Source organism: Microbacterium sp. zg.B48 (assembly GCF_024623505.1).
Lineage (GTDB): Bacteria > Actinomycetota > Actinomycetes > Actinomycetales > Microbacteriaceae > Microbacterium.
This window is the reverse complement of the sequence record NZ_JANJFE010000003.1, coordinates 111333-136469: the sequence shown is the minus strand read 5'-3', so window position 1 is coordinate 136469 and position 25137 is coordinate 111333. Positions and strand designations below refer to the sequence as shown.

Genomic DNA, 25137 nt, shown 5'->3' with positions numbered 1-25137 from the left:
CACGGCGGTTGGTCCGCTTCGGCGGGGTGGCCGGCCCCAGCGCGTCGATCAGGGATGCCTCCACGGCTGCGGCGTCGGCTTCGGCGGTCTCCGGGACGGCGGTCGGGGAGTCGGCGTCCACCGGCGGGGTGGTCTCCGCAGGGTCGGCCGCGGCATCCTTCGCCGGAGCCTTGCGTCCCCCGCGTCCGCCCCTGGTCTTGGGAGCGGCGGCGGCGGGCGCTTCGGCGGCGGCTTCGGCGGTGACCTCCGCACCGGCGGCGTCGGCTGCCGCCTCGGCCGCTGCGGCCTTGGATCGGGACCCGGACCCGCGGGACGGTGTGCGCGAACCGGACTCCTTCGCCACGGCCGCGACACGGGCGGGACGGGGGACACCGGGCAGGGAGTCGTAGGCTTCGAACTCGTCGCAGGCGGCCGCGAGTGACTTCGCGGTCGATCCCGCGACACCCACGGCGACCACGTACCGACCGAGGCGGCGGCAGCGCTGGGCGAGCGGGACGTAGTCGGAATCGCCCGCGACGATCACCACGTGCGTGAGATCGGGAAGCCGGAACATGTCCTCCACCACGTCCACGGCCAGGCGGATGTCCGCGCCGTTCTTGGCGTAGGCGGCCGCGGGGAACAACTGCACCAGGTCGACGGCGCGGGCCACGAGCTGAGTGCGGTAGACCGCGTTGACGGGTGAGGACCAGTCCGCGTATGCGCGCGTGAGCACGAGGGTTCCGAACGATGCCGCGTAGTCGATGATCGCGCCCACGTCGATCGTCGCCGCGCTCAGTCGCTCCGCGATCTCCGGGTCCTCCGGCGTCTCGATGATGCGCTGGCGGTCACGGCCGTAGGAGTTGCGGCCGTGGACGCGGTCGTACCAGGAGATGACGATGTTGTCGAAGTCCAGATAGACGGCGACGCGGGCGTTCTGCGAGTCGGGCATGAGTCCAGTCTGACAGGCGGTTCCCGACGTCAGCTGTGCGCCGGCCCGGTGCGCCGGTCCGCTCAGCGCTCGCCGGGGTACTGCAGCCCGATCTGCCGGCGGATCTCGTCGAGGGTCTGCATGATCGCCACCGTCTCGTCGATGGGCAGGATTTCGCTGTCACTGCGCCCCTCGGCGACGTACTGCTCGGCGGCGATCGCCTGGTACTGCATCCCGCGTCCGTCGACCTCGGACTCGAACGATTCCCGCACGCTGCCGTCGGGGGCGACCAGACGGAACGAGGTCGGGTTGTACCAGACCCGGTCGATGTCGATCCGCGCCTCGGTCCCCACGATGTGAGCGGTGTTCGGCCCGGCCGCGTGGGATGCCGAGATCGAGGTCGACAGCGCGCCGGAGGCGTGCGCGAGGATCGTCGCGACCTCGCCGTCCACACCCGTCGGGCCGAGCGTCGCCGCCGCGGTCACCGAGACAGGAGCGCCGAGGATGTCCCACGCGAACGAGATGGGGTAGATCCCCAGGTCCAGCAGAGCGCCGCCGCCCAGCTCGAGTGCGTTCAGGCGGTGGCCGGGGTCGGTCGAGATCCGCTGAGTGTGGTCCGCGAAGACAGCCCGCAGATCACCCAGCGCGCCGCTGCCGACCAGTTCACGGATGCGGATCATGTGCGGCAGGTACCGCGTCCACATCGCCTCCATCGCCAGGAGACCGGTTCCCGCGGCCGCATCGCGTACCGCCGCCGCCTCCGCTCCGGTCAGCGTGAACGGCTTCTCGACGAGCACGTGCTTCCCGTGCTCCAGAGCGAGGATCGCGTTCTGCGCGTGCAGCGGATGCGGCGTGGAGACGTAGACGATGTCGACATCCGGGTCTGAGACCAGCTCCTCGTAGGAGCCGTGCACGCGCGGGATCCCGAATTCCGCGGCGAACCGCGCCGCGGAGTCCGCGGAGCGCGATCCGACCGCCGTGACGTTCAGCCCGGCGGTGCGCAGATCTCTCGTGAAGGCGTGGGCGATACCGCCCGTGGCAAGGATTCCCCAGCGCAGTCCAGTCATCCTCCGAGCGTACCCACCGTCGACCGCGCCGCGACGCGGGTCGACGTCAGGGCGGCATCCAGATCCCGCAGGATGTCGGCGGGATCCTCCAGCCCCGGCGACAGGCGGATCGTGGTGGCACCGATGCCGGCGTCGGCGAGCTGGCGCGGCGTCAGATGGCTGTGCGTCATCGAGGCCGGGTGGGCCACCAGGCTGCGCGCGTCGCCGATGTTGGCCACCAGCCGCACGACCTCCAGTCGCCCGATGAATCGCTCCACCAGTGCGAAATCCGCGTCCGGATCTCCCGTCGAGTGCAGGTCGAACGAGAAGACGGACGCCGCGCCACGCGGCAGATACGTGCGGGCCAGCACGTTCCAGGCGCTGGATTCCAAACCGGGGTGATGCACGCGGGCGACGGCGGGGTGGCTCTCCAGAAAGCGTGCGGCGGTCAGAGCGGTGGCTGCGTGTCGCTGCATCCGCAGGTCCAGCGTCTCCAGCCCCTGCAGCAGCTGGGAAGCGTTGAACGCCGATAGCGAGGGACCCAGGTCGTGGACGTACTTCGTCTTGACCAGCGCGATGTACGGGGATCCGGTCGCACCGAACCGGTCGATCAGGTTCCCGCCCGGGACGCGACGGTACGGCTGCGTCAGCTGCGGCCAGCGCGCGGGATCGGCGGTGAAATCGAAGGTGCCCAGGTCGACCACCACTCCGCCCAGCGACGTGCCGTGTCCGCCGAGGAACTTCGTCGCCGAGTGCACGACGATATCGGCGCCGAAATCCCCGGAGCGCTGCAGATAGGGAGTCGCGACGGTGTTGTCGATCACGAGCGGGACGCCGGCATCGCGCGCGATCCGCGCCACCGTGCGCATGTCCAGGACCTGTGCGATGGGGTTGGTCACCGACTCGGCGAACAGCGCACGCGTGGTGGGACGCACCGCGGCCTGCCACGCGTCCGGGTCGTCCTGGTCGACGAACGTGACCTCGATGCCCCAATCGGCGAAGGTGTCCTGCAGCAGGTCGACCGTGCCCCCGTAGAGCTGCTTTGCCGCCACGATGTGCTGGCCCTGTTTCGCCAGCGCGAGCAGAGCGACCGCGACCGCCGCCTGCCCGGACGCGACGCCCGCGGCTGCGACCCCGCCCTCTAGCGCGGCCACCCGCTCCTCGAAGACCAGAACGGTGGGATTGGCGGCGCGGCTGTAGATGTTGCCGTCGCGGCGGAGGGCGAAGCGGTCGCGGGCCTCACTGAGCGAGGAGAACTCGAACGCGTTCGACTGATAAATCGGCGGCACGGCGGTGTTCTCGGCGACGCCGGGCCGGTAACCCGCCTGCACCTGCGCCGTCGCGAAGGAACGGGGGGTTTCGGGCATGACCCCATTCTGGCCGCGACGACACGCGCAGCCCGCGCCGTGTGTCGAACTGTTGCACGCGGCGCTGCGCCGGTGTCCCCGTGCGGGGGCACCATGGGGCCATGGCGCTTCTGATCTCACCGCCCGAGCTCGTCGACCTCCACGACTCCGGTGCCCCCGTCCGTCTGCTGGATGTGCGCTGGCGGCTGGACCGTCCGCAGGGCCGCCCGGACTACCTCGACGGGCACCTGCCGGGCGCGGTGTACGTGGATCTCGATCACGAGCTCGCGCGCAAGGGGGAACCGGCCGAGGGGCGGCATCCCCTGCCCACCCGCGAAGCGCTCCAGGACTCGGCCCGGCGCTGGGGGCTGCGCGCCGGCGAGACGGTGGTGGTCTACGACGACGTGCAGTCCGTCGCCGCCGCGCGGGCATGGTGGCTGCTGACCCGCTGCGGCGTCGACGATGTGCGCGTCCTGGACGGCGGGTTGCGCGCGTGGATCGCCGCGGACCTGCCGCTGGAGACCGGCGATCTCCAGCCGCCGCGCGGAGACATCACCCTCACCGAGCCGACCGGCGGGATCGCCACGATCGACCAGGTCGCGGCATGGCCGCGCGCCGGGGTCCTGCTGGACGTCCGCGCGCCGGAGCGCTACCGCGGTGACATCGAACCCCTCGACCCGGTGGCCGGTCATGTGCCGGGGGCGGTCAACCTCCCGACCGTCGTGCACCTGGAGGCAGGACGCTTCCGGGATCCCACTGCCATCCGCGCCGCCTTCGCCGCCGCCGGCGTCGCGGAGGGCGCTCGTGTCGCGGCGTACTGCGGCTCCGGGATCACGGCGGCGCACACGGCGTTGGCGGGGGCGCTGGCCGGCATCGAGGTCGTGGTCTTCCCCGGGTCGTGGAGCGAATGGTCCAACACCCGCGGCCGCCTGATCGCGACCGGTCCCACCCCGCAGGGGAACGTCGGCCCGGCATGACCGACCCGGGGTCGGGGCGCGGGTGAGCGAATGTGACGCCGCGTGCGCGCGGCGGGTCTGGACGACCTGCAGATGAGACGGCGGCGAGGGCGCGGGGACGTGCCGCGCCCATCCGGTCTCGCGAGGGGCCGACGGGGGTCAGGGAAGGAGGGTGATCTTGCCGTCGACGCCGTCCTCGACCGCGCGATGCGCGGCGGCGGCGGCCTCCAGCGGGAACGAGGGACCCAGCTCCACCGAGAACCGACCGGCCGCCAGCAGCGCAAGGGTCACCGGCATCGCCTCGCGCCGCCAGCGCTGCTGGATCTCGGTCAGTGGCCGCGGGCTGCCGCCGGAGAACGCGCGGATGCCGAAGGACGCGGCATCCGCTCCGCGCACGAGCGTGGCGATGCGGTCGCGATCGGCCACGAGCTGCACAGAGACATCGAGCGCTTCGTCCGTGCCGGCCGCGTCGATGGCCGCCGTGATACCCTGCGGTGCCACCGCGCGCACCCGGTCGGCCAACCCCTCGCCGTAGGCGACCGGGATCGCTCCCAGCTCGCGGACGCGGTCGAATCGTCGCTCGGACGAGGTCGCCACGACCGTCGCGCCCCACAGCACCGCGTACTGGATGACGGCCTGCCCGACCGAACCGGATCCGCCGTGCACCAGCAGCGTGTCGCGGCGGCCGACGGCGAGCGCGCGCAGCGTCTGGTACGCGGTGCCGACCGGGATGCCCAGCGCCGCGCCGACCTGGGCGCTGACTCCCGGCGGGCGCGGCTGCGCGTCCGTCTGGGGCACGACGATCTCGGACGCGTACGTGCCGGACGCACCGAAGACGATCACCTCGTCGCCGACGAGGAAGCCGTCGACGTCGGCGCCGACCGCGGAGACCGCTCCGGCCGCGTCGCTGCCCACCCGGCGCGGTCCGGTCAGCTCCGGCGAGGCGCGCCGGCCGGCGCGGAGCTTGGCGTCGATCGGGTTGACCCCGGCCGCCTCGACCCGCACGGCGATCTCGCCGGCACCGAGCGGGGGTATGGTGACCTCGGTCCGGGTGAGGACCTCGGGCCCGCCGAATTCGGCGTAGACGATCGCTGTGGCCATGGCGGACACCTTTCTCTTGCCGAAACCCTATTCCCGCAGCGACTTCTGGATCCGCTGCAGCGACACCGCCTCGGCGGTGCCGAGCTGCTGCGCGAACAGGCTGACCCGATACTCCTCCAGCAGCCACCGGGTGCGCTGGATGGCCGGCGGGGCATCCGGTGACAGGGGGATCGACCCGCCGGCATCCGCATAGACGGTCGCGGCCCGCTCGAACTCGGTCATCCGCTGCCGGTCGCGGCCGGGGTTGTCCGCCAGTGCGTTCACCCGCTCCCGTGCGCCCTGCAGATACCGCGGCACGTGCTGCAGCCTGGTGACGCCGATGCGGGAGATGAAGTCCGGGAAGACCAGGCCGGCCACCTGTCCGCGCACGTCGTTGAGCGCGCCGAGCAGGGTGAGCGAGTTCTGCGAGCGCACCGCCCGATCGACCTCCCGCGCGATGGTGAGGATGCGCGCGGCCAGCGACACCGTCTGGAACGTGGAGTCCACCACGGCGGACGAGAACGCGTCGCGGGCCCGCTCGAAGCCGGCGCGGGTGCGCACCGCGCCCGATCCTGCGGTCTCGTCCAGGACGGCGTCGGCCACCGCCAGGCGCGCGTCCTCGATGAGGGCTTTGGCGGAGGGATAGGGGGATGCCGCGAGCGCGAGCTTCTCGGCCGAGGTGAGGTGCTCCAGCACGTAGGAGGCGGGGGAGGGAACGGCCAGCAGCAGCAGGCGGCGAACGCCCGCGCGCGTGGAGCGCTCCGCGGCCTCGGGCGTCGCCTCCACGCGAAGGGCGACGCTGGATCCCTCATCCACCAGGGCCGGGTACCCGCGCACCACGCCGCCGGCCACCTTCGTGTCCACGACGGCGGGGAGATCGCCGATGTCCCAGTCGGTGATGCCCGTCCGCGGCTGCACTCCGGCCGCCGGTCCGGCCGGACCGGAGGGCCGTGCCACCGCGCCCGGTCCGGGGCGATCGGGCGCGGCCCGCGCGTTCAGCGAGCGGGTGAGGGATTTCTCCACGGAGTTGCGGGCGCGGTCCGAGAACCGCTCCTGCAGGGCGCGCAGATCCCGGTCCGCACCGAGTGGGCGCCCGCGCTCGTCGACGACGCGGAACTTCACCAGCAGGTGCACGGGCACGCGGTCCAGGTCGAAGTCGGCCGCGGTGACCGGCTGGTTCGCCACCCGTTGGATGCGCACGGCCAGCGCCGCGCGCAGCGATGTGGCGGGCAGTCCGGCGTGCGCCTCCGGTCCCTGACCCTGCAGTTCCTCGGCGAACCGCGCGGCCCAGTCCGCCGCCGGGACGACGTGGCGGCGGATCGATTTGGGCAGGGAGCGCAGCAGCGCGGTGATCAGCTCGTCGCGCAGGCCGGGAACCTGCCAGTCGAACCCGTCCGGACGTACCTGTGCCAGCAGCGCGAGCGGGATGACGGCGGTGACGCCGTCATCCTCGGACCCGGGCTCGAACCGGTAGCTGAGCGAGAGGACCTGGTCCTGCTGCCGCCAGCGCGCAGGGAAGTCGCGCTCGTCCGCCCGCGCCGCATCATCCAGGAGGTCGGCCTCGGTCATGTCCAGCAGATGCGGGGTGCGCGCCGCGGCATCCCGCCACCACGCCTCGAACGATCGCACGTCGAAGACGTCTCGGGGCAGTCGCGCGTCGTAGAAGGCGAACACCGCCTCATCGCCGACCAGGATGTCGCGGCGGCGCTCCCGCTCCTCGATCTTCTCCAGGCGGCGGCGCAGCTCCAGGTTGCGCCGTTCGAAGGCGGTGAGTCGCTTGTCCAGCCCGGACGGGTCCCATTCGCCCTCGACCAGGGCGTGACGCACGAACAGCTCACGGGCCAGCGGCCGGTCGAACCGGGCGAGCTGGGCTCGGCGCCGGGGGATGATCTCCACCCCGAACAGGGTCACCTTCTCGTAGACGGATGCCGCGCCGGCCGTCTTGGACCAGTGCGGCTCGCTGAGCTGACGTTTGGCGAGGTCACCGGCCAGCGGCTCCGCCCATGCCGGATCGATCGCCGCGACCGTCCGGGCGAACAGCCGCGACGTCTCGACCAGCTCTGCGGCCATCACGGCGGACGGGCGCTTCTTGCGCAGGCCGGAGCCGGGGAAGATCGCGAACCGCGCCCCGCGCGCGCCGAGGTACTCCCCGCCCTGCGCACGTTTGGTCTCGCTGCGCCCGCCCGTCGAGCGGGCCGCGACCGGCTTGGCCGCGCTGCGCTCGTCCAGGATGCCGATGTGCGAGAGCAGCCCGGACAGGATCGCCTTGTGCAGGTCGTCGGCGTTCGCCCCGGGGGCGGCGGACGGCTGAGCGGAGGCGGGTGCCTTGCCGTCGCGCTGTCCGCCCATCAGCGTCCGCAGCTGCCGGTGCACGTCGACCCACTCGCGCACCCGCACATAGTTCAGGTACTCCGAGCGGCACAGCCGCCGGAAGGCGCTGGAGCCGAGCGCGGACTGCTGCTCCTGCAGGTGGTTCCACAGGTTCAGCAGCGTGACGAAGTCGCTCGTCGGGTCCACGAACCGGGCGTGCAGCCGGTCCGCTTCCTCGCGGCGGTCCTCGGGGCGCTCCCGCACGTCCTGGATGGACATCCCGGCCACGATCGCCAGCACGTCGCGGGCTACGCCGGTGCGCCGCGCCTCGATGAGCATCCGGGCGAAGCGGGGGTCGATCGGCAGCCGTGAGATCTCGCGACCCAGGTCGGTCAGTCGGGTGCCCGTCCCGGCTGCCGCCCGCCCCTCGGCGCCGCGCCGCGCGCGTGCGTCGCCGGCCGGACGGACGGCTCCCAGCTCCAGCAGCAGGTCGATCGCAGCCTTGACCCCGCGCGAATCGGGGGGAGTCAAGAACGGGAACGAGGCGATGTCGCCGAAACCGAGCGAGAGCATCTGCAGGATGACCGAGGCCAGGCTGGTGCGCAGGATCTCCGGCTCGGTGAACTCGGGGCGCTTGTCGAAATCGTCCTCGGAGTACAGCCGGATCGCGATCCCCGCTGCCGTGCGGCCGGCCCGGCCGGCCCGCTGCTGGGCGGATGCCTGCGAGATCGCCTCGATCGGCAGCTGCTGGATCTTCGTGCGATTGCTGTAGCGGGAGATGCGGGCCGTGCCGGTGTCGATCACGTATTTGATGCCGGGCACGGTCAGGCTCGTCTCGGCGACGTTGGTGGCCAGGATCACCCTCCGCCGCACACCGGCGACCTTCGAGCGTTCGAAGACACGGTGCTGCTCGGCCGCGCTGAGCCGGCCGTACAGCGGCAGCACCTCGACCGGAGCGGAGGCCTTCGCGTACATGCCCGAAACGGCATCCATCGCGTCCCGGATCTCCGCCTCACCCGGCAGGAACACCAGCACGTCGCCGGGGGCTTCGCGATCCAGTTCGCGCAGCGCGGCAGTGATCCCGTCGACCTCGTCGCCGGCGCTGGACGTGTCCGCTCTGCGCTCGGCGTCGCCGGAGGACCGCTCGGCCGCCCCGGCGTCGGGACCGCGGTAGCGGATCTCCACCGGGTACGTCCGGCCGGAGACTTCGATGATCGGGGCCGGGTTGCCCTCGGCGTCGGCGAAGTGCGTGGCGAAGCTCTCCGGATCGATCGTCGCGCTCGTGACGATGACCCGCAGGTCGGGGCGTTTGGGCAGCACCTCGGTGAGGTAGCCGATGAGGAAGTCCACGTTCAGGGAGCGCTCGTGCGCCTCGTCCACGATGATCGTGTCGTAGCGGCGCAGCAGCCGGTCACGGTGGATCTCGTTGAGCAGGATGCCGTCGGTCATCAGCGTGACGCGGGTGTCCTCCTGCACCTTGTCGGTGAAGCGGACCTTGTATCCGACCGTCGTGCCCAGCGGCACCTCGAGCTCTTCGGCGATGCGCTCCGCGATCGTGCGCGCGGCGATCCGGCGCGGCTGGGTGTGCGCGATCCGACTCCGGCCCAGTTCGAGGCAGATCTTCGGAAGCTGGGTCGTCTTGCCCGAACCGGTCGCGCCCGCGACGATCACGACCTGGTGATCGCGGATCGCGCGCGCGATCTCGTCCCGCGCGCCGCTGACGGGCAGCTCCGGCGGGTAGACGATGACGGGTTCGGGCGCGCGCATAGCCTTCGATCGTACCGCCGCCGGTCTCAGCTCTTAGGCTGGACGCATGACGATTCCCACGGTTCAGCTCAACGACGGCTTCGACATCCCCCAGCTCGGGTACGGCGTGTTCAAGGTTCCGCCGGCGGACACGGAGCGCGCCGTCACCGAGGCGCTCGAGGTCGGCTACCGCCACATCGACACGGCCGCGATCTACGGCAACGAGGAGGGCGTGGGCGCCGCGATCCGCAAGAGCGGCATCCCGCGGCAGGAGCTGTTCGTCACCACCAAGCTGTGGAACGACCGCCAGGCCGGCGACGAACCGGACGCGGCGATCCGCGAGAGCCTGGACAAGCTCCAGCTCGAGCGCGTGGACCTCTACCTGATCCACTGGCCGGCACCGGCGAAGGACAACTATCTGCACGCCTGGGAGAAGCTGATCGAGGTGCGCTCGGCCGGACTGGCGCGCAGCATCGGCGTCTCCAACTTCCTGGTGCCCCACCTCGAGCGCATCGTCGCGGCGACCGGTGTGACGCCCGCGGTCGACCAGATCGAGCTGCACCCCGCCCACCAGCAGCGCACCGTCACCGACTGGGCAGCAGCCCACGGCGTGCGGATCGAGGCGTGGGGGCCGCTGGGGCAGGGCAAGTACGACCTGTTCGGCATCCCGGCCGTCGCGGACGCGGCATCCGCGCACCGCAAGACGCCCGCACAGGTCGTGCTGCGCTGGCACATCCAGAAGGGCAACATCGTCTTCCCCAAGTCGGTGCGTCGCGAGCGGCTCGAGGAGAACCTGGACGTGTTCGACTTCGCGCTCTCGGACGCGCAGATGCGGGCGATCGATCAGATCGATCCGGGCGACGGCTCCGGTCGGGTCAGCGCGCACCCCGACGAGGTGGAGTGAGCGGCGACGCCGGCCGCGCTACGCAGCGGTAGCCCTCCACAGCGCGCGCCATGCGTCGTAACGTGAGGGGATGAATCCGCGCCTGGAGGAGTCCGCCAGCCCGTATCTCAGAGCCCACGCGGGAAATCCGGTCGCCTGGTACGCCTGGGGCGATGAGGCCTTCGCGGAAGCCCGCCGCCGGGACGTGCCGGTGCTGGTCTCGATCGGCTATTCGACCTGCCACTGGTGTCACGTGATGGCACGGGAGTCCTTCGCCGACGACGCGACGGCCGCGGCGATCAACGCCGATTTCGTTGCGGTGAAGGTCGACCGAGAGGAGCACCCCGAGGTCGACGCCGCGTACATGTCGGCCGCCGCGGCGTTCACGCCGCACCTGGGCTGGCCGCTGACCGTGTTCGCGACGCCCAGCGGCCGCCCGTTCTACGCCGGAACGTACTTCCCCCCGGAGCCGCGTGCGGGCATGCCCTCCTTCGGCCAGGTGCTGGCCGCCGTCCGTGAGGCGTGGACGCAGCGCCGGGGCCAGGTGGACGGCACCGCCGATGCGGTGGCACAGGCGCTCGCCCAGGCGCAGCAGAGCACGTCGACGGTGGCGGAGCTGCCCTCCCTCGCTGATCTGGCCTCGGCGGCCGCGGCGATCGCGGCACGCGAGGACCGCGAGTACGGCGGCTTCGGCGACGGCGACCCCGCGACGCCGAAGTTCCCGATCGCCACCGCGCTGAGGTTCCTGCAGAGTCCCGCCGTGCGCAGCGCCGAGCCCGCGGCATCCGCCGTCGCGGAACGGGCGCTGAGCGCGATGGCCGCCTCGCCGCTGCGCGATCCGGTGGAGGGCGGATTCTTCCGCTACGCCACCCGACGAGACTGGACGGTCCCGCACTACGAGCGGATGCTGACCGACAACGCCCAGCTGCTCGAGGTCGCCGTCGACGCCGGCGACGAGAGCACGGCGCGCGGCATCGCGCGGTTCCTCACCGACGTCCTGCAGCAGCCCGCGGGCGGGTTCGGCGCCGCGCAGGATTCCGAGTCGTGGATCGACGGCGTGCGCAGCGAAGGCGGGTACTACCTGCGGGATGCCGCCTCCCGGGCGGACATCGAGCCGCCCGCCGTCGACGGCAAGGTCGTGACCGGGTGGAACGGCCTTGCGATCGCAGCCCTGGCCCGCGCGGGGGCGCGCCTGGACGAGCCGGCGTGGATCGAGTCGGCACGCTGGGCCGCGGACGCCGTGATCGGCGCGAACATCGACGCCCGCGGCCGGCTCGTCCGCGCCTCTCTGGACGAGATCCCCTCCCGGGCGGCGGCGACCCTCGCCGACTACGGGCAATTCGCCGTCGGGCTGGCCGCACTGGGCGCGGCCACCGGCGAGGTCGTCTATGCCGTGCGGGCGCGGGATCTGGTCCAGGCCTGCACCGGCGAACGCGGGCAGCCGCGCACACCGGGCGGCGGTGACCCCGTGCTGCGCGCACAGGGCATACACAGCCCGGATGCCGCATCCGACGGCGACGAACCGTCCGGTCACGCCGCGCTGGCCGACGCGGCGCTCTCGCTCTGGCAGCTCGGCGCAGCCGATGAGCTTCGCCGTTTCGCCGAAGACGTGGTCTCGGCACATGCGGCAGCAGCGCTGGCGCAGCCGATCGCCTACGGAGCGCTGCTGCGCGTTGCGGCCCGGCTCGCGCAGGCGCCGCACCAGCTGGTCGCAGTCAGCGACGATCCGACCGCGCCGCTGGTGCGCGCCGCGCGGCCGATTCCGGCGGATGTCCTGGCGATCGTGACGGACGCCGGGTCGGCGCAGTGGGCGACGGCGGGCTTCGCGCTGTTCGAGGGCAAGGTCGCGCTGGGCGGCCGGCCCACCGTGTACGACTGCCGCGACTTCGCGTGCCGTCTTCCGGTCACCGACCCGGCGGAGCTGGAGCCGGCCCGGCGCTAGACCCAGCCCGGCAGCCAGTTGTGGGCGCGCCAGAAGTCGTACGGCACGAGCATGCCGGTGAGGATCGGATACCAGAACGCGGACAGCACCGTGGCCACCAGCAGGAAGACCAGCACCATCCGTTGGCCGCTCAGCCGTCGGTACAGATCGGCGCGGCCCGCCCCGGACAGGTCGCGCAGGGCGAAGGTGAGTGCCAGCAGCAGGAACGGCAGCATCGCGATCGTATAGAACTGGAACATCGTCCGCTCCGGGTACAGCAGCCACGGCAGGTAGGTGACGGCCACCCCGGTCAGCACGACCGCGTAGCGCCAATCGCGGGTGCGGACGAACCGGTATCCGAGATACAGGACCGCGGCGACACTCGCGAACCAGATCAGCGGATTCGGCATGCTGTAGATGTTCTCGATGCACCCGTTCGCGAAGGAGCACCCGCCCTCCCCGTACGGCGTGGTCTCGGCGTACATCGACGTGGGTCGCAGCAGCAGAGGCCACTGCCATGCCGGACTGGCGTAGGCGTGCGCCGAGCTGAGCTCGACGTGGAAGTTGTAGATGGACCGGTGGTACAGCCACAGGCTCTGCAAGGCCGAGGGCACCCAGGACCAGAACCCGGTCACCGGAGCCAGGTCCGCGGCGTGACGGTCCCACCCGCCGTCGGTGGCCAGCCAGCCGATCCACGAGGCCACGTAGACGACCAGGGCGATGGGCACGAACATCACGAAGGTCGCCGGTCCCTGCCGGAGAGCGGCATCCGTCGGCCAGAACCCCACCCCGGCGCGGCGCCGGGCGAGGGCGTCGGTGACCACGAGGTAGATGCCCAGCCCGGCGATCACGTACACCCCGGACCACTTCACCGCCGTGGCCGCGCCGGCCGCGGCACCCGCGGCCATCACCCAGGGGCGGCTCCACAGCACCGGACCCCACGCCGGGCGCTCGCCGCCCGCCGAGCGGGCCGCCACCAGCGCAGCGAGCCGGACCACGTGCTCGCGCCGATCGAGCAGGACGAACCAGAACGCCAGCAGCACGAAGAAGGTCAGGAAGATGTCCAGCAGCGCGATCCGACTCAGCACGATCGCCAGGCCGTCGATGGCCATCAGGTACGAGGCCACGGTCGCGAAGGCCACCGACCCGGTCAGGGTCTTCGCGACGAGGTACAGCAGGAGCACTGTCGCCGTGCCGAACACGGCAGTGGTGATCCGCCAGCCGAACGACGAATCGGCGCCGAAGATCGCCATGCCGACGCCGATCAGGAACTTCCCCAGCGGCGGGTGCACGACGAAGCTGCCCTGCGAGGAGAAGCCGTCGGTCTCGCCCGCCACAAATGCCGCGTTGGCCCCGTCGGGCCATTTCGCGGCGTAGCCGAGGACCCACTGCGCCCACGCGTCTTTGACGTAGTACGTCTCATCGAACACGAGCGCGTGCGGATGTCCGAGGTTCCACAGCCGGAGGATCCCCGCCAGCAGTGTGACCAGCGCCGGCGCCAGCCAGGCCCACCGCCGCGCCACGCGGGGATCGGCCGCCGCGCGGGCCGTCCACCGGTCGTAGAAGGACGGCCGCATCCGGGGGAGCAGAGGAACGGTCGCCGGCACAGGCACCAGCCTAAGGTGGGACCGTGATCATCCTGGCTGCGACCCCGATCGGCAACCTCGGCGACGCGTCGCGTCGCCTGGTGGAAGCCCTGGAATCGGCGACCGTGATCGCGGCGGAGGACACCCGCACCACGCAACGGCTGCTGGCGGGTCTGGGCGTGGCCAACCGCCCGCGGCTGATCGCCCTGCACGATCACAACGAGAAGGAGCGTGCCGCCGAACTGGTCACCCTCGCCCGGGAACAGGACCTGCTCGTTCTCAGCGACGCCGGCATGCCCACGGTGAGCGACCCGGGATACGGGCTGGTGGCCGCCGCCGTGGCAGCCGGCGTTCAGGTCACCGTGATCCCCGGTCCCAGCGCGGTGCTGGCCGCACTGGCGGTGTCGGGTCTTCCCACCGACCGGTTCACGTTCGAGGGCTTCCTGCCGCGCAAGGCCGGAGACCGCCGGGCCGCCCTGCGCGCGCTGGCCACGGAGCGGCGGACGATGGTCTTCTTTGAATCGGCGGCGCGGGTCGCGGCATCCCTCACCGACATCGCCGCGGCGCTGGGCGCCGAGCGCCGCGTGGCCGTGTGCCGCGAGCTGACCAAGCTCTACGAGGAGGTCGTCCGCGGAACCGCCGGATCTCTGGCCGAGTGGGCCGCCGCTGGGGTGCGCGGCGAGCTGGTCCTGGTGGTGGAGGGCGCCCCGGCCGCGCAGATCTCCTTTCCGGATGCGGTCACCCAGGTACTCGAGCTGGTGCGCACCGGCACGCGGCTCAAGGATGCCGCCGGCGAGGTGTCCGGTCACACCGGGCACTCCTCGCGCGAGCTGTACCAGGCCGCTCTCGCGGTCAAGAACTGACCGCGAGAGCGGATCGGCGCCACGAGACCGACGCCGACGCACCCCGTCGCGCGGCGTCCATGCCGTCACGCGGGGGGAAGGCCGCGTTGAGCCCAACTAGAATCTCCTGGTGAGCACCGGGGAATCCTTTTACATCACGACGCCGATCTACTATCCGAGCGACGTGCCCCACATCGGCCACGGCTACACCACCGTGGCGGTGGACACGCTGGCCCGCTGGCACCGCCAGGCCGGCGATGACACCTGGATGCTGACCGGCACCGACGAGCACGGACAGAAGATGCTCCGTGCCGCCGCAGCCAACGGTGCGACGCCGCAGGAGTGGGTGGACCGGCTGGTGGCCGAGTCATGGCATCCGATGCTCGAGACGCTGAACGTGGCCAACGACGACTTCATCCGCACCACGCAGGAGCGGCACGAGGAGCGCGTGCAGAAGTTCGTCCAGGCGATCTACGACCGCGGTTACATCTACGCGGGCGAGTTCGAGGCGCTCTACTGCGTCGGGTGCGAGGAGTTCAAGACCGAGTCCGAGATCGTCGACGGCACCGGCCCGTTCGAGGGTCTGAAGGTCTGCGTGATCCACTCCAAGCCGCTGGAGCTGCTGCAGGAGAAGAACTACTTCTTCAAGCTCAGCGAGTTCCAGGACCGGCTGCTGGAGCTGTATCGCACGGTGCCCGACTTCGTGCGGCCCGAATCCGCCCGCAACGAGGTGGTCTCCTTCGTCAAGCAGGGACTGAAGGACCTGTCGATCTCGCGGTCCACGTTCGACTGGGGCATCAAGGTGCCGTGGGACGAGTCGCACGTGATCTACGTGTGGGTGGATGCGCTGCTGAACTACGCCACCGCGGTGGGCTACGGGTCCGATCCTGAGGAGTTCGCCCGCCGCTGGCCGGCCTATCACGTCGTCGGCAAGGACATCCTGCGCTTCCACGCGGTGATCTGGCCGGCGATGCTGATGGCCGCCGGCGTCGAGGTGCCCAGGGGCGTCTTCGCGCACGGCTGGCTGCTGGTCGGCGGGGAGAAGATGTCCAAGTCGAAGCTCACCGGCATCGCCCCGAGCGAGATCACGGATGTGTTCGGCTCGGACGCCTACCGCTTCTACTTCCTCTCCGCGATCGCGTTCGGACAGGACGGCTCGTTCTCATGGGAGGACCTGTCCGCGCGCTATCAGGCGGAACTGGCCAACGGGTTCGGCAACCTCGCCTCGCGCACGACGGCGATGATCGACAGGTACTTCGAGGGCATCGTGCCGCCGGCGGGGGAGTACACCGAGCAGGACCTGGCGATCCAGCGGACCGTGGCCGACGCCGCAGCCGCTGCCGACGCGGCCATGGCGCGGTTCCGCATCGACGAGGCCATCGCCGCGATCTGGACGATCGTGGACGCACTGAACGGCTACATCACCGAGAACGAGCCGTGGGTGCTGGCCAAGGACGACGCGCAGCGCGTCCGCCTGGGCACAGTGCTGTACACCGCCGCGGAAGGGCTGCGTGCCATGGCGGTGCTGATCTCCCCGGTGACGCCGATCGCCAGCGAGAAGCTGTGGGTCGCGCTGGGCGCCGCCGACACGCTCGGCCGTCTGCAGGACCAGCCGATCCGCGAGGCGGGACGCTGGGGCATCCTGCCGCCCGGCGCCTCGGTGAGCGCGCTGGCGCCCCTGTTCCCGCGCGTCGAGCAGAGCGTGTGACGAAAGCGGCAGCATCCGTGTCCCCACTTCCGCAGCTCCGTGTCCCCGATGTTGTTGCCCGCGGGGGCCTCAGGCACCGCTTTTCGGGACACGCATGAGTGAGCCGGCCGACCCCAGCGCGTACGTGCGCGAGCGCCACAACGACGGCAAGCGCGACATCCGCCGGCCCGCCGCGCCGGCGCCGCTGCCGGTGGCCGTCTACGACAACCACGCGCACCTGGAGATCGCCGATGGCGACGAGCCGCTGAGCCTGGACCAGCAGCTCGCGCGGGCGGCGGCGGTCGGAGTGGCCGGGGTGGTGCAGGCGGGCGGTGACATCGACTCGAGCCGCTGGTCGGCGTGGGCCGCGGCATCCCACCCCCGGGTGCTGGCGGCGGTGGCGATCCACCCGAACGAGGCCCCCGCGTACGAGGCCGCGGGGCAGCTGGATGCCGCGATCGCCGTCATCGACGAGCTGGCCGCTCAGCCGCGCGTGCGCGCGATCGGCGAGACCGGCCTGGACTTCTTCCGCACCGAGCAGGAAGGGTTCGCCGCACAGTTCCGCTCATTCGAGGCGCACATCGAGCTGGCCAAGACGCACGGCATCGCGATGCAGATCCATGACCGTGACGCCCACGACGCGGTCCTGGAGACCCTGGAGCGGGTCGGAGCACCCGAGCGCACCGTCTTCCACTGCTTCTCCGGCGACGCCGCGATGGCCACCCGGTGCGCGGAGCGCGGGTACTACCTGTCCTTCGCGGGAAACGTGACCTTCAGCAACGCGCAGAACCTCCGCGACGCGCTCAAGGTCACGCCGCGGGATCGGATCCTGGTCGAGACGGACGCGCCGTTCCTGACCCCCACCCCGCACCGCGGTCGCCCCAACGCGCCATATCTGGTCCCGGTGACGGTGCGCTTTCTGGCAGTCCAGCTCGAGATCGAACTGGACGAGCTGTGCGCGCAGCTGGCCGCCAACACCCTCGAGGTCTACGGGTCCTTCGCGGACTGAGGGCTACTCGTCCTGATCGTCGAGGCGCTTCTGCTCCTGTTCCTCCAGGCGGTCCTTCTCCCGCTGCGCTGCCTCACGCTCCTCGCGGACCCTCTCGTGCTCGGGCTTGTTGTTCGTCATGGGTCGGATCTGCTCCCTACTCGGCGGTCTTCGCCGGCTTCGGGGTCTTCGCGGCCCTAGCCGGCTCCGTGTCGGTCATCGACTCCAGGGTGCGACCCTTCGTCTCGCGCACGAACCTGAGCACGAAGAAGATGGCGACCAAGGCGAAGAACGTGTACACGCCGTAAGCCAGGCCCAGTCCGACCGATGCCAGCGCCGGGAACGTGGTCGAGATGACGAAGTTGGCCGCCCACTGCGCCGCCGCGGCGACCGAGAGCGCGACCGCGCGGATGCGGTTGCTGAACATCTCGCCCAGCAGCACCCAGACCACCGGCCCCCAGGATGCGCCGAAGAACACGACATACAGGTTCGCCGCCAGCAGCGCAGTGGTTCCCGCGGCGCCCTCGAGCATCGGCTGGCCGTTGACGATCGGCGCCGTGGCGAAGACCACCGCCAGCACGGCGAGGCACACGAACTGTCCGATCGCGCCGACCAGCAGCAGCGGCTTGCGTCCGACCTTGTCGATCAGCAGGATCGCGACCACCGTGGTGACGATGTTGGTCACCGAGGTGATCACGGTGATGGTCAGCGAGTCCTGCTCGGTGAAGCCGACCGCCTGCCACAGCGTGGAGGAGTAGTAGAAGATCACGTTGATGCCGGTGAACTGCTGGAGCACGGACAGGCCGATGCCGACCCAGACGATCGGCAGCAACCCGAATTTCGACCCGTGCAGGATCGAGAAGCGCGGCCGGTCGGACTTGCCCTCGACGGTCTTGAGGATGTCGGTCGTGGTCTTCTCGACGTGCCCGCCCACGTAGCGGGTGAGGACGTCCTTGGCGCGCTTCATCTCGCCGCGCGCGATGAGGTAGCGCGGCGACTCCGGGATGGTCAGCGCGAGGGCCCCGTAGATTAGGGCCGGGATCACCGCGGAGACGAACATCCATCGCCACGCCTCGGCGCCCAGGAGCCAGGGTTCGGTCGAGCTTCCTGCGGTCGCCACGATCGCCGCGTCGGTCAGCAGCGCGACGAAGATGCCGCTGACGATCGCCATCTGCTGCAGCGACCCGAGCCGCCCGCGGTGCTCGGGCGGCGAGACCTCGGCGATGTAGGCCGGTGCGATGACGGATGCCGCGCCCACCCCGAGGCCGCCGACCACGCGCCAGAACGACAGATCCCAGATGCTGAACGCGAAGCCGCAGCCCAGCGCGCTGATGATGAACAGCGCCGCTGCGATGAGCATGACCCGGATGCGGCCGTACCGGTCGGCGATGCGCCCGGCGAACCAGGCGCCGACCGCACAGCCGATCAGGGCCGACGCGACGGCGAAGCCGAGCAGGAACGGGCCGGCGTTGAACTGCTCGCCGATGGCGCTGACGGCGCCGTTGATCACGGCCGTGTCGAAGCCGAACAGGAACCCGCCGAGAGCGGCGGTGGCTGCGACCAGAATGACGCGCGTGATGGGGACGGTGATGTGGGGATCGGATGTCTGGGCCGAACTCACGGGGGGCCTCCTCGTTCGAACCTGCTGCGGGCGTCCTCGTCCGCTGCGCCCACACTTGCGCGCCCGGCGCGGCCCTGTCAAGGGCTGGCGGACGCGGGCGCGCACCCTCGCCCGGCTAGGCTGGAACCCATGCCCGTGACACTTCTCGGCGCGGCCGAGATCCGCGCGCTGGCCTCCGAACTGGATCTGACCCCGACCAAGAAACTGGGTCAGAACTTCGTCGTCGACGCCAACTCCGTCCGGCGCATCGTGTCCGTCGCCCGGGTGCAGCCCGGCGAGCGCGTGGTCGAGGTCGGCCCGGGGCTGGGCTCGCTGACCCTGGCGATCCTCGAGACGGGCGCGTCGGTGACCGCCGTCGAGATCGACCACCGCCTGGCCGCACGCCTGCCGCAGACGGCCGCCGCGCACGGCGTGCCGGAGGGAATGCTCGAGGTCGTGGACGCGGACGCACTCCGGATCACCTCCCTGCCCGGCGACCCCACTGTTCTGGTGGCCAACCTGCCCTACAACGTCTCGGTGCCGGTGCTGCTGCACCTGCTGGAGACCTTCCCGGGAATCCAGCGGGGCGTGGTAATGGTGCAGGCAGAGGTCGGCGAGCGGCTCGCCGCCGCGCCGGGCTCCAAGATCTACGGCGCACCCAGCGTCAAGGCCGCCTGGTACGGCCCGTGGCGGCTGGCCGGCACGGTCTCGCGTCAGGTGTTCTGGCCCGTGCCGAACGTGGACAGCGTGCTGGTCGCGTTCAGCCGCGATGCGCAGCTGCGGGGGACCGAAGCCGAACGGCTGCGCACCTTCCAGATCGTGGATGCCGCGTTCCAGCAGCGGCGCAAGATGCTGCGGCAGGCCGTGTCGGGGGTGTTCGGCTCAGCGGCCGCGGCATCCGTCGTTCTGGAGAAAGCCGGAGTGGCACCCACTGCGCGCGGCGAGGAACTCGGCGTCGAAGAGTTCCTGCGCATCGCCCGGGCCTCCTAGGTCCCGATTCGGAACTGTTCGCGCGCCGGTCCCAGGGTGTTCACGAAACATCCCGGTAACATTTGCCTGGGTTCGCCACAGTGGTGGATGCGCGCCGTCGGCGCCGAGGGAGAGGTCCCATGCACACCGCGGAGTATCCGGCGCCCGAGCGCGTCCTGCTGCACCTGAGCGATACACATCTGCGCGCGGCGGGTTCACGTCTGTTCGACCTAGTCGATGCGACCGATCGTCTCACGCGTGCTCTCGGCGTCATCGAAGCATCCGGGATCGCCCCGGATGGCATCGTCTTCACCGGCGATCTGGCCGATCTCGGCGAGGGCGCGGCGTACTCCGAGCTGCGCCGGCTCATCGAACCGTTCGCCCAGCGCCTGGGCAGCAGGGTGTTCTGGGTCATGGGAAACCACGATGATCGTGCCCAGTTCCGGACGCGCCTGCTCGACGAGCGTCCCGGCGCCGACCCGCTGCCCGTCGACCGGGTGGATGAGCTGGACGGGCTGCGGCTGGTGACCCTCGACTCCAGCGTCCCCGGCTTCCATCACGGCGAGATCAGCGATGCGCAGCTGGCGTGGCTGTCCGATGTGCTCTCCACCCCGGCGCCGCTGGGGAGCATCCTGGCCATGCATCATCCGCCGGTGCCCAGCGTGCTTCCCCTGGCCAGCAGTGTGGAGCTTCGCGATCAGAGCCGCCTGGCGCGCGTGCTGCGCGGGACCGACGTGCGAACGATCATCGCCGGGCACCTGCACTATTCGACCTTCGCGACGTTCGCGGGCATCCCCGTGTCGGTCGCCTCATCGACCTGCTACGCGCAGGATCTGACCGTCCCGGTCGGCGGAACCCGTCCCCAGGACGGTGCCCAGGCGTTCAATCTGGTGCACGTCTACGACGACACCGTGGTGCACTCGGTCGTGCCGGTCGACGCCCCGCACACCCTCGAGCACATCGACGCCCTCGAGGCGCGGCGCCGCCTCAAGGATGCCGGTGTGCTGCCGTTCAACCTGCGACGGTCCGCTCCGCCGACGGAGCCGATTCCCGTTCTGCGCTGACGTCCGTCCGCTCCCACGGAGCCGGAATCGGGAACATGCGCTGCAGGATGTCGGTGAGGGTGCGCACGCGCAGCTCCTCGGGCATCTCCGCCTCGCCGCCGTCGTTCAAGCAGAACATGTCGACGTCCTGCCGGCGGGCCAGACGCTCCATGCCGGCCAGCGACGCGGCCAGCGTGGTCTGGATATAGCGCACGTGCGGCCGCGTGGTGGCCACGGCGCGCCCGGTGAACTGCGCGTAGTAGTGGTACAAGCTGTTGGTCACCGAGATGTCGGTCGCCGAGCGGAAGCGCGAGGCGGCAGTGCGGGCGAAGTCCGCGGCGAACTCGCGCTCGAGCTCGGCCAGGACGCTGCGGCGCAATGGCGTCGCGCAGTGCTCCAGATCCCGGGTGATGGTGCGGCCGAACCGCTGCCTGAGCAGATCGCGGTTGATGCGGAGGGCGTTGTCGTGACCGCTGCGGCTCGGCGAGGTCGGCCCCGCGCCGATCCGCACGCCGCACTCGACGAACCGGGTCAGGCCTGCCGCCGAGAAGAACAGCTCGGGATCGACGGAGCGGCCGAAGAACATGTCGTCGTTCGAGTAGAGGAAATGCTCGGCCAGCCCGTCGATGCGGTGCAGCTGCGCCTCGACGGCGTGGGAGTTGTGGATCGGCAGCACCGAGGTGTCGGCGAAGAACTCCTCACTGCGCACGATGGTCACGCGCGGGTGATCCAGCAGCCAGGCCGGCGCGGGGGAGTCGGTGGCGATGAAGATCCGCCGGACCCAGGGCGCGTACATGTGCACGCTGCGCAGCGCATAGCGCAGCTCGTCGACGTGACGGTATCGCGCCGGTCCGTCATCGCCCTCGCCGACCACGTACTCGGCCATCTGCGCCGCGCGCTGGCGCTGGAAATCGTTGGAGGACCCGTCCACCCACGAGAAGACCATGTCCACGTCCTCGGTGACCTCGGCCGGATGCACGTCGAACATGCCGCTGATCGTGCGCCACCGGCGCCCGCAGCGCTCCACCTCGGTGAAGGACAGGTCCGGCGTCGGGGTGAATCGCCGGGTCAGCGCGTTGTCGTGCGGCGCCTCCACGAGCTCCTCGCCGAAACGCCAGAACTCCAGACGGATGCCGAGCTCGTGGTTGTAGCGCAAGCCGCCCGTCGCGCTGATCCGCGGGCGATACACGCGGATCGAGGTCGGTGCGGAGGATGCGGCATCCACGTCGGCGACCAGCATCGGCGCCTGCGCCTTGCGCTTCACGTACAGCGGCTCCGGGACGCCGCCCAGGGCGGCCAAGGCGTTCTCGGCGTGCGCGAGGTCCACGACCAGGGCGAGGGTGCGCAGGTCGTGCCGGATCAGCAGCACCGGTACACCGGCGGCTTCGAGGGCCTGTGCGGTGAGCAGGAGGTCCGCGGTGCGCGCCTCCTGAGGGGTGGTGTGCTCATGGCGCAGCCGCAGCACGCCCTGATCCAGGACGATGTCGTCGCGCTCGAGCAGAGCGGTCCAGCTGCGGGGGTGAGCGGGCAGAGCGGCCAGCGTCGCCATAGGGCCTCCTAGGGAAGAGACCCACTCTAATCCGCTTCGGTTTCGGCGACGTTTCCGGCAGCAGGGCATTGACACCGCCACTCGGACCTGCATCCCGCCCGACGCGGGCTGATCCGGCATCCCGTGACCGCGCGGCCTGCCGGGGCTAGGCTCGGGGCGTGACCGATGCATCGCGTTTCCGCTCCGACATTCGAGACATCCACCGTCCGTACACGGCGGCCGCAGACCGGTATTCCGCGACGGATTATCGGCAGGTCGGCGCGTCCGGGCTGTACCTGCCGCCGCTCTCACTGGGACTGTGGTGGAACTTCGGCGACAACATCCCGTTCGACCGGCAGCGCGAGCTTCTGCGCCACGCGTTCGACAAGGGCATCACGCACTTCGACCTGGCCAACAACTACGGACCTCCGCACGGCAGCGCCGAGACCAACTTCGGTCGCATGATGCGCGAGGATCTCCGTCCGTACCGCGACGAGCTGATCATCTCCTCGAAGGCCGGCTGGGACATGTGGCCGGGACCGTACGGCGACCTGGGCTCGCGCAAGTACATCCTCGCCAGCGCCGACCAGTCCCTGACCCGGATGGGCCTGGACTACGTCGACATCTTCTACTCGCATCGCGTGGATGCCGTCACGCCGATCGAGGAGACGATCGGCGCTTTGGACACGCTTGTGCGGCAGGGCAAGGCACTGTATGTCGGCATCTCCTCGTACAGCGCCGAGCGCACCGCGACCGCGGCAGCCGTGGCCCGCAGCCTGGGTACGCCGCTGGTGATCCACCAGCCCGCCTACTCCATCCTGAACCGGTGGGTCGAGGACGGACTGACCGGTGTGCTCACGCAGGAGGGCATGGGTGCGATCGCCTTCACCCCGCTGGCTCAAGGCCTGCTGACGAGCAAGTACCTCGGCGACGGCACGGCCGAGCGCGCCCAGCAGCGATCCTCCCTGCCGCACTCGACGCTCTCCGAGCACGGGCTCGCGACGCTGCGTGCGCTGGATGTCATCGCGAAGGAACGCGGACAGACCCTCGCCCAGCTGGCGATCCAGTGGGTGCTGCGCGACCCGGTGGTCTCCTCGGCACTGATCGGCGCATCGCGGACCGAACAGCTGGATGAGAACATCGCCGCGCTGAAGGGCCCGGCATTCTCGACCGAGGAGCTCGAGCAGATCGACATGCTCTCGGACGACATCGCCGTGGACCTGTGGGCGGAGTCGACCCAGCTGTGAGTTCGCCCGCCGCCACCGGCCGCGTCCATGCACGCGCGCCGGGAAAGCTCAACCTCTTCTTCGAGGTGGGCGACGCGCAGGAGGACGGCTATCACGAGGTCGCCTCCGCCTATCAGGCCGTCTCGCTGTACGAGGACGTGTGGGCCGAATCGGCCGAGGACTTCTCGGTCACCGTCTCCGGAACCGTCGATCTCTCCGGCGTCCCGGCCGACGACCGCAACCTGGCGCTGCGCGCCGCTCGGCTGGTCGCGCAGAAGATCGGCTACGCCGGAGGCGTGCATCTGGAGATCGTCAAGCACGTGCCCGTCGCCGGGGGCATGGGCGGGGGCTCGGCGGATGCCGCGGCCGCACTTGTGGCGTGCGATGCCCTGTGGGGCGCCGACCTCGGCACTGCGCAGCTGCACCAGCTGGCCGCACGATTGGGTGCGGATGTCCCGTTCGCGCTGATGGGCGGCACCGCGATCGGCACCGGTCGCGGCGACCAGCTCAGTCCGGCGTTGGCGAAGGGCAGGTTCGACTGGGTCGTGGTCCCGGCCGACGCCGGCCTGTCCACCCCGGAGGTGTACGCGCATCTGGACGTGCTGCGGATGAATCCCGACGTCCTCCGCGCCCCCCGTACTCCCGCCGTCCCTCCCGGCGTGCTGCAGGCCCTGCGCGCGGGCGATCCGGTCTCGCTGGCCGAGCGGGCACGCAATGACCTGCAGACTGCCGCACTCTCGTTGCGACCCCCGCTGAGGGACGCGCTCGAACTCGGCGAGGAGGCCGGCGCGCTGGTCGGACTGGTCTCCGGGTCGGGGCCGACGCTGGCCTTCCTGGCGAGCGACCCGGAGTCGGCTCTGGAACTGCAGGTCGTCCTCTCGGCGGCCGGGTACCGCGCCCTGCACGTCCACGGGCCGGTGCACGGTGCGCGTCTGGCTTAGCTGACGCCGGACGTCCGTCCGGACGGTGCGCTGCGACCACGTCCGTGCGAACTGCGCCACTTCGGGCCCAGTGTCCGTGGGGTTCGCTACGCTCGAAGGCGGTCGGGACCCCGGCCGCTGTGACGAGCCCCGAAGCGCTGCCCTGCACCGAGGACGCGTTTCCTGGAAGGAAATCCATGCAGGCGCGACTGAACGGCACCGTGATCGCCGAGGCCGAAGACGATGACCTCATCCGGATCGAAGGCAACTGGTACTTCCCTCCGGACAGCGTCAACCACGAGTATCTGCAGGAGAGCCCGACCCCGTACACCTGCGCGTGGAAGGGCGAATGCCAGTACTACTCGGTGGTCGGCGACGACGGCGTCCTCCAGGACCGGGCATGGAGCTATCCCGAGCCGTACCCCAGCGCGATCGAACGGGTCGGCAAGGACTTCTCCGGTCACATCGCGTTCTGGAAGGAAGTCGAAGTCGCGGCCTCACCCCATCCCGGGCAGTGAACACGTCGATGAGCGAGTTCGCCACCTGATGGAGC

General features: G+C 70.8%; 18 protein-coding genes and 1 pseudogene. 11 read left to right on the top strand and 8 right to left on the bottom strand.

The window, feature by feature from the left end:
• Positions 1-340: 340 nt before the first annotated feature.
• The 3 genes and pseudogenes from NQ152_RS17335 to NQ152_RS02455 form a co-directional block, all read right to left on the bottom strand.
• A pseudogene (locus NQ152_RS17335) lies at positions 341-928 on the bottom strand (NYN domain-containing protein); the annotation flags it as partial.
• A gap of 62 nt (positions 929-990) precedes the next feature.
• Positions 991-1974 carry a Gfo/Idh/MocA family protein gene (locus tag NQ152_RS02460; protein ID WP_257522886.1) on the bottom strand — a complete coding sequence of 328 codons (984 nt, stop codon included), beginning with the start codon at positions 1972-1974 and terminating at the stop codon, positions 991-993.
• Positions 1971-3320 carry an O-acetylhomoserine aminocarboxypropyltransferase/cysteine synthase family protein gene (locus tag NQ152_RS02455; protein WP_257522885.1) on the bottom strand — a complete coding sequence of 450 codons (1350 nt, stop codon included), beginning with the start codon at positions 3318-3320 and terminating at the stop codon, positions 1971-1973. The genes NQ152_RS02460 and NQ152_RS02455 overlap by 4 nt, the downstream gene beginning before the upstream one ends.
• A gap of 101 nt (positions 3321-3421) precedes the next feature.
• Here NQ152_RS02455 and NQ152_RS02450 point away from each other — a divergent pair, with 101 nt between their 5' ends.
• The gene (locus NQ152_RS02450; RefSeq protein WP_257502299.1) at positions 3422-4276 is read left to right on the top strand and encodes a sulfurtransferase; all 855 of its coding nucleotides are present in this window, start codon (positions 3422-3424) and stop codon (positions 4274-4276) included.
• A gap of 138 nt (positions 4277-4414) precedes the next feature.
• On the opposite strand, the gene NQ152_RS02445 is transcribed toward NQ152_RS02450, so the two are convergent.
• Both NQ152_RS02445 and hrpA read right to left on the bottom strand, forming a co-directional pair.
• Positions 4415-5356: an NADP-dependent oxidoreductase gene (locus NQ152_RS02445; RefSeq protein WP_257522884.1), complete on the bottom strand. Its 942-nt coding sequence runs from the start codon at positions 5354-5356 to the stop codon at positions 4415-4417.
• Between the two features lie 27 nt (positions 5357-5383).
• Positions 5384-9412 carry an ATP-dependent RNA helicase HrpA gene (gene hrpA / locus NQ152_RS02440; RefSeq protein ID WP_257522883.1) on the bottom strand — a complete coding sequence of 1343 codons (4029 nt, stop codon included), beginning with the start codon at positions 9410-9412 and terminating at the stop codon, positions 5384-5386.
• Between the two features lie 46 nt (positions 9413-9458).
• Here hrpA and NQ152_RS02435 point away from each other — a divergent pair, with 46 nt between their 5' ends.
• Both NQ152_RS02435 and NQ152_RS02430 read left to right on the top strand, forming a co-directional pair.
• The gene (locus NQ152_RS02435) at positions 9459-10295 is read left to right on the top strand and encodes an aldo/keto reductase (protein ID WP_257502302.1); all 837 of its coding nucleotides are present in this window, start codon (positions 9459-9461) and stop codon (positions 10293-10295) included.
• Between the two features lie 70 nt (positions 10296-10365).
• On the top strand, positions 10366-12216 hold the full coding sequence (locus tag NQ152_RS02430) for a thioredoxin domain-containing protein (RefSeq protein WP_257522882.1): 1851 nt from the start codon (positions 10366-10368) through the stop codon (positions 12214-12216).
• On the opposite strand, the gene NQ152_RS02425 is transcribed toward NQ152_RS02430, so the two are convergent.
• Positions 12213-13772, bottom strand: coding sequence for a phospholipid carrier-dependent glycosyltransferase (locus NQ152_RS02425; protein WP_306815577.1), 1560 nt, complete (start codon positions 13770-13772; stop codon positions 12213-12215). The genes NQ152_RS02430 and NQ152_RS02425 overlap by 4 nt on opposite strands.
• A gap of 53 nt (positions 13773-13825) precedes the next feature.
• Here NQ152_RS02425 and rsmI point away from each other — a divergent pair, with 53 nt between their 5' ends.
• From rsmI to NQ152_RS02410, 3 genes are all read left to right on the top strand, one after another.
• Positions 13826-14644: a 16S rRNA (cytidine(1402)-2'-O)-methyltransferase gene (gene rsmI / locus NQ152_RS02420; RefSeq protein ID WP_257522880.1), complete on the top strand. Its 819-nt coding sequence runs from the start codon at positions 13826-13828 to the stop codon at positions 14642-14644.
• Positions 14645-14753: 109 nt separating this feature from the next.
• On the top strand, positions 14754-16331 hold the full coding sequence (metG, locus tag NQ152_RS02415; RefSeq protein WP_257522879.1) for a methionine--tRNA ligase: 1578 nt from the start codon (positions 14754-14756) through the stop codon (positions 16329-16331).
• A gap of 94 nt (positions 16332-16425) precedes the next feature.
• Positions 16426-17319, top strand: coding sequence for a TatD family hydrolase (locus NQ152_RS02410; RefSeq protein ID WP_257522878.1), 894 nt, complete (start codon positions 16426-16428; stop codon positions 17317-17319).
• A 136-nt stretch (positions 17320-17455) separates the two neighbouring features.
• Here the strand turns inward: NQ152_RS02410 and NQ152_RS02405 are convergent, their stop codons facing one another.
• Positions 17456-18919 (bottom strand): sugar porter family MFS transporter, encoded by a 1464-nt coding sequence (locus tag NQ152_RS02405; RefSeq protein ID WP_257502308.1) that lies wholly within the window; start codon positions 18917-18919, stop codon positions 17456-17458.
• A gap of 129 nt (positions 18920-19048) precedes the next feature.
• On the opposite strand from NQ152_RS02405, the gene rsmA reads away from it, so the two are divergent.
• Both rsmA and NQ152_RS02395 read left to right on the top strand, forming a co-directional pair.
• The gene (rsmA, locus tag NQ152_RS02400) at positions 19049-19888 is read left to right on the top strand and encodes a 16S rRNA (adenine(1518)-N(6)/adenine(1519)-N(6))-dimethyltransferase RsmA (protein WP_257522877.1); all 840 of its coding nucleotides are present in this window, start codon (positions 19049-19051) and stop codon (positions 19886-19888) included.
• 119 nt (positions 19889-20007) lie between these two features.
• Positions 20008-20931 (top strand): phosphodiesterase, encoded by a 924-nt coding sequence (locus NQ152_RS02395; protein WP_257522876.1) that lies wholly within the window; start codon positions 20008-20010, stop codon positions 20929-20931.
• On the opposite strand, the gene NQ152_RS02390 is transcribed toward NQ152_RS02395, so the two are convergent.
• Positions 20879-22459 (bottom strand): stealth family protein, encoded by a 1581-nt coding sequence (locus NQ152_RS02390; RefSeq protein ID WP_257522875.1) that lies wholly within the window; start codon positions 22457-22459, stop codon positions 20879-20881. The genes NQ152_RS02395 and NQ152_RS02390 overlap by 53 nt on opposite strands.
• Positions 22460-22617: 158 nt before the next feature.
• Here NQ152_RS02390 and mgrA point away from each other — a divergent pair, with 158 nt between their 5' ends.
• The 3 genes from mgrA (at position 22618) to NQ152_RS02375 (ending at position 25102) form a co-directional block, all read left to right on the top strand.
• Positions 22618-23685, top strand: a complete 1068-nt coding sequence (mgrA, locus tag NQ152_RS02385; protein ID WP_308209092.1) for an L-glyceraldehyde 3-phosphate reductase — start codon at positions 22618-22620, stop codon at positions 23683-23685.
• A complete protein-coding gene (locus NQ152_RS02380; RefSeq protein ID WP_257502312.1) occupies positions 23682-24605 on the top strand; it encodes a 4-(cytidine 5'-diphospho)-2-C-methyl-D-erythritol kinase in 924 nt (307 codons plus the stop codon). The genes mgrA and NQ152_RS02380 overlap by 4 nt, the downstream gene beginning before the upstream one ends.
• A 176-nt stretch (positions 24606-24781) precedes the next feature.
• Positions 24782-25102 (top strand): DUF427 domain-containing protein, encoded by a 321-nt coding sequence (locus NQ152_RS02375; RefSeq protein WP_257522874.1) that lies wholly within the window; start codon positions 24782-24784, stop codon positions 25100-25102.
• Positions 25103-25137 lie beyond the last annotated feature (35 nt).

Bases quoted from the DNA above. Each gene is read 5' to 3' on its own strand.
- NQ152_RS02460 (WP_257522886.1), bottom strand. From the start codon at position 1,974: ATGACTGGACTGCGCTGGGGAATCCTTGCCACGGGCGGTATCGCCCAC.
- NQ152_RS02455 (WP_257522885.1), bottom strand. From the start codon at position 3,320: ATGCCCGAAACCCCCCGTTCCTTCGCGACGGCGCAGGTGCAGGCGGGT.
- NQ152_RS02450 (WP_257502299.1), top strand. From the start codon at position 3,422: ATGGCGCTTCTGATCTCACCGCCCGAGCTCGTCGACCTCCACGACTCC.
- NQ152_RS02445 (WP_257522884.1), bottom strand. From the start codon at position 5,356: ATGGCCACAGCGATCGTCTACGCCGAATTCGGCGGGCCCGAGGTCCTC.
- hrpA (WP_257522883.1), bottom strand. From the start codon at position 9,412: ATGCGCGCGCCCGAACCCGTCATCGTCTACCCGCCGGAGCTGCCCGTC.
- NQ152_RS02435 (WP_257502302.1), top strand. From the start codon at position 9,459: ATGACGATTCCCACGGTTCAGCTCAACGACGGCTTCGACATCCCCCAG.
- NQ152_RS02430 (WP_257522882.1), top strand. From the start codon at position 10,366: ATGAATCCGCGCCTGGAGGAGTCCGCCAGCCCGTATCTCAGAGCCCAC.
- NQ152_RS02425 (WP_306815577.1), bottom strand. From the start codon at position 13,772: ATGCGGCCGTCCTTCTACGACCGGTGGACGGCCCGCGCGGCGGCCGAT.
- NQ152_RS02410 (WP_257522878.1), top strand. From the start codon at position 16,426: ATGAGTGAGCCGGCCGACCCCAGCGCGTACGTGCGCGAGCGCCACAAC.
- rsmA (WP_257522877.1), top strand. From the start codon at position 19,049: ATGCCCGTGACACTTCTCGGCGCGGCCGAGATCCGCGCGCTGGCCTCC.
- NQ152_RS02395 (WP_257522876.1), top strand. From the start codon at position 20,008: ATGCACACCGCGGAGTATCCGGCGCCCGAGCGCGTCCTGCTGCACCTG.
- NQ152_RS02390 (WP_257522875.1), bottom strand. From the start codon at position 22,459: ATGGCGACGCTGGCCGCTCTGCCCGCTCACCCCCGCAGCTGGACCGCT.
- NQ152_RS02375 (WP_257522874.1), top strand. From the start codon at position 24,782: ATGCAGGCGCGACTGAACGGCACCGTGATCGCCGAGGCCGAAGACGAT.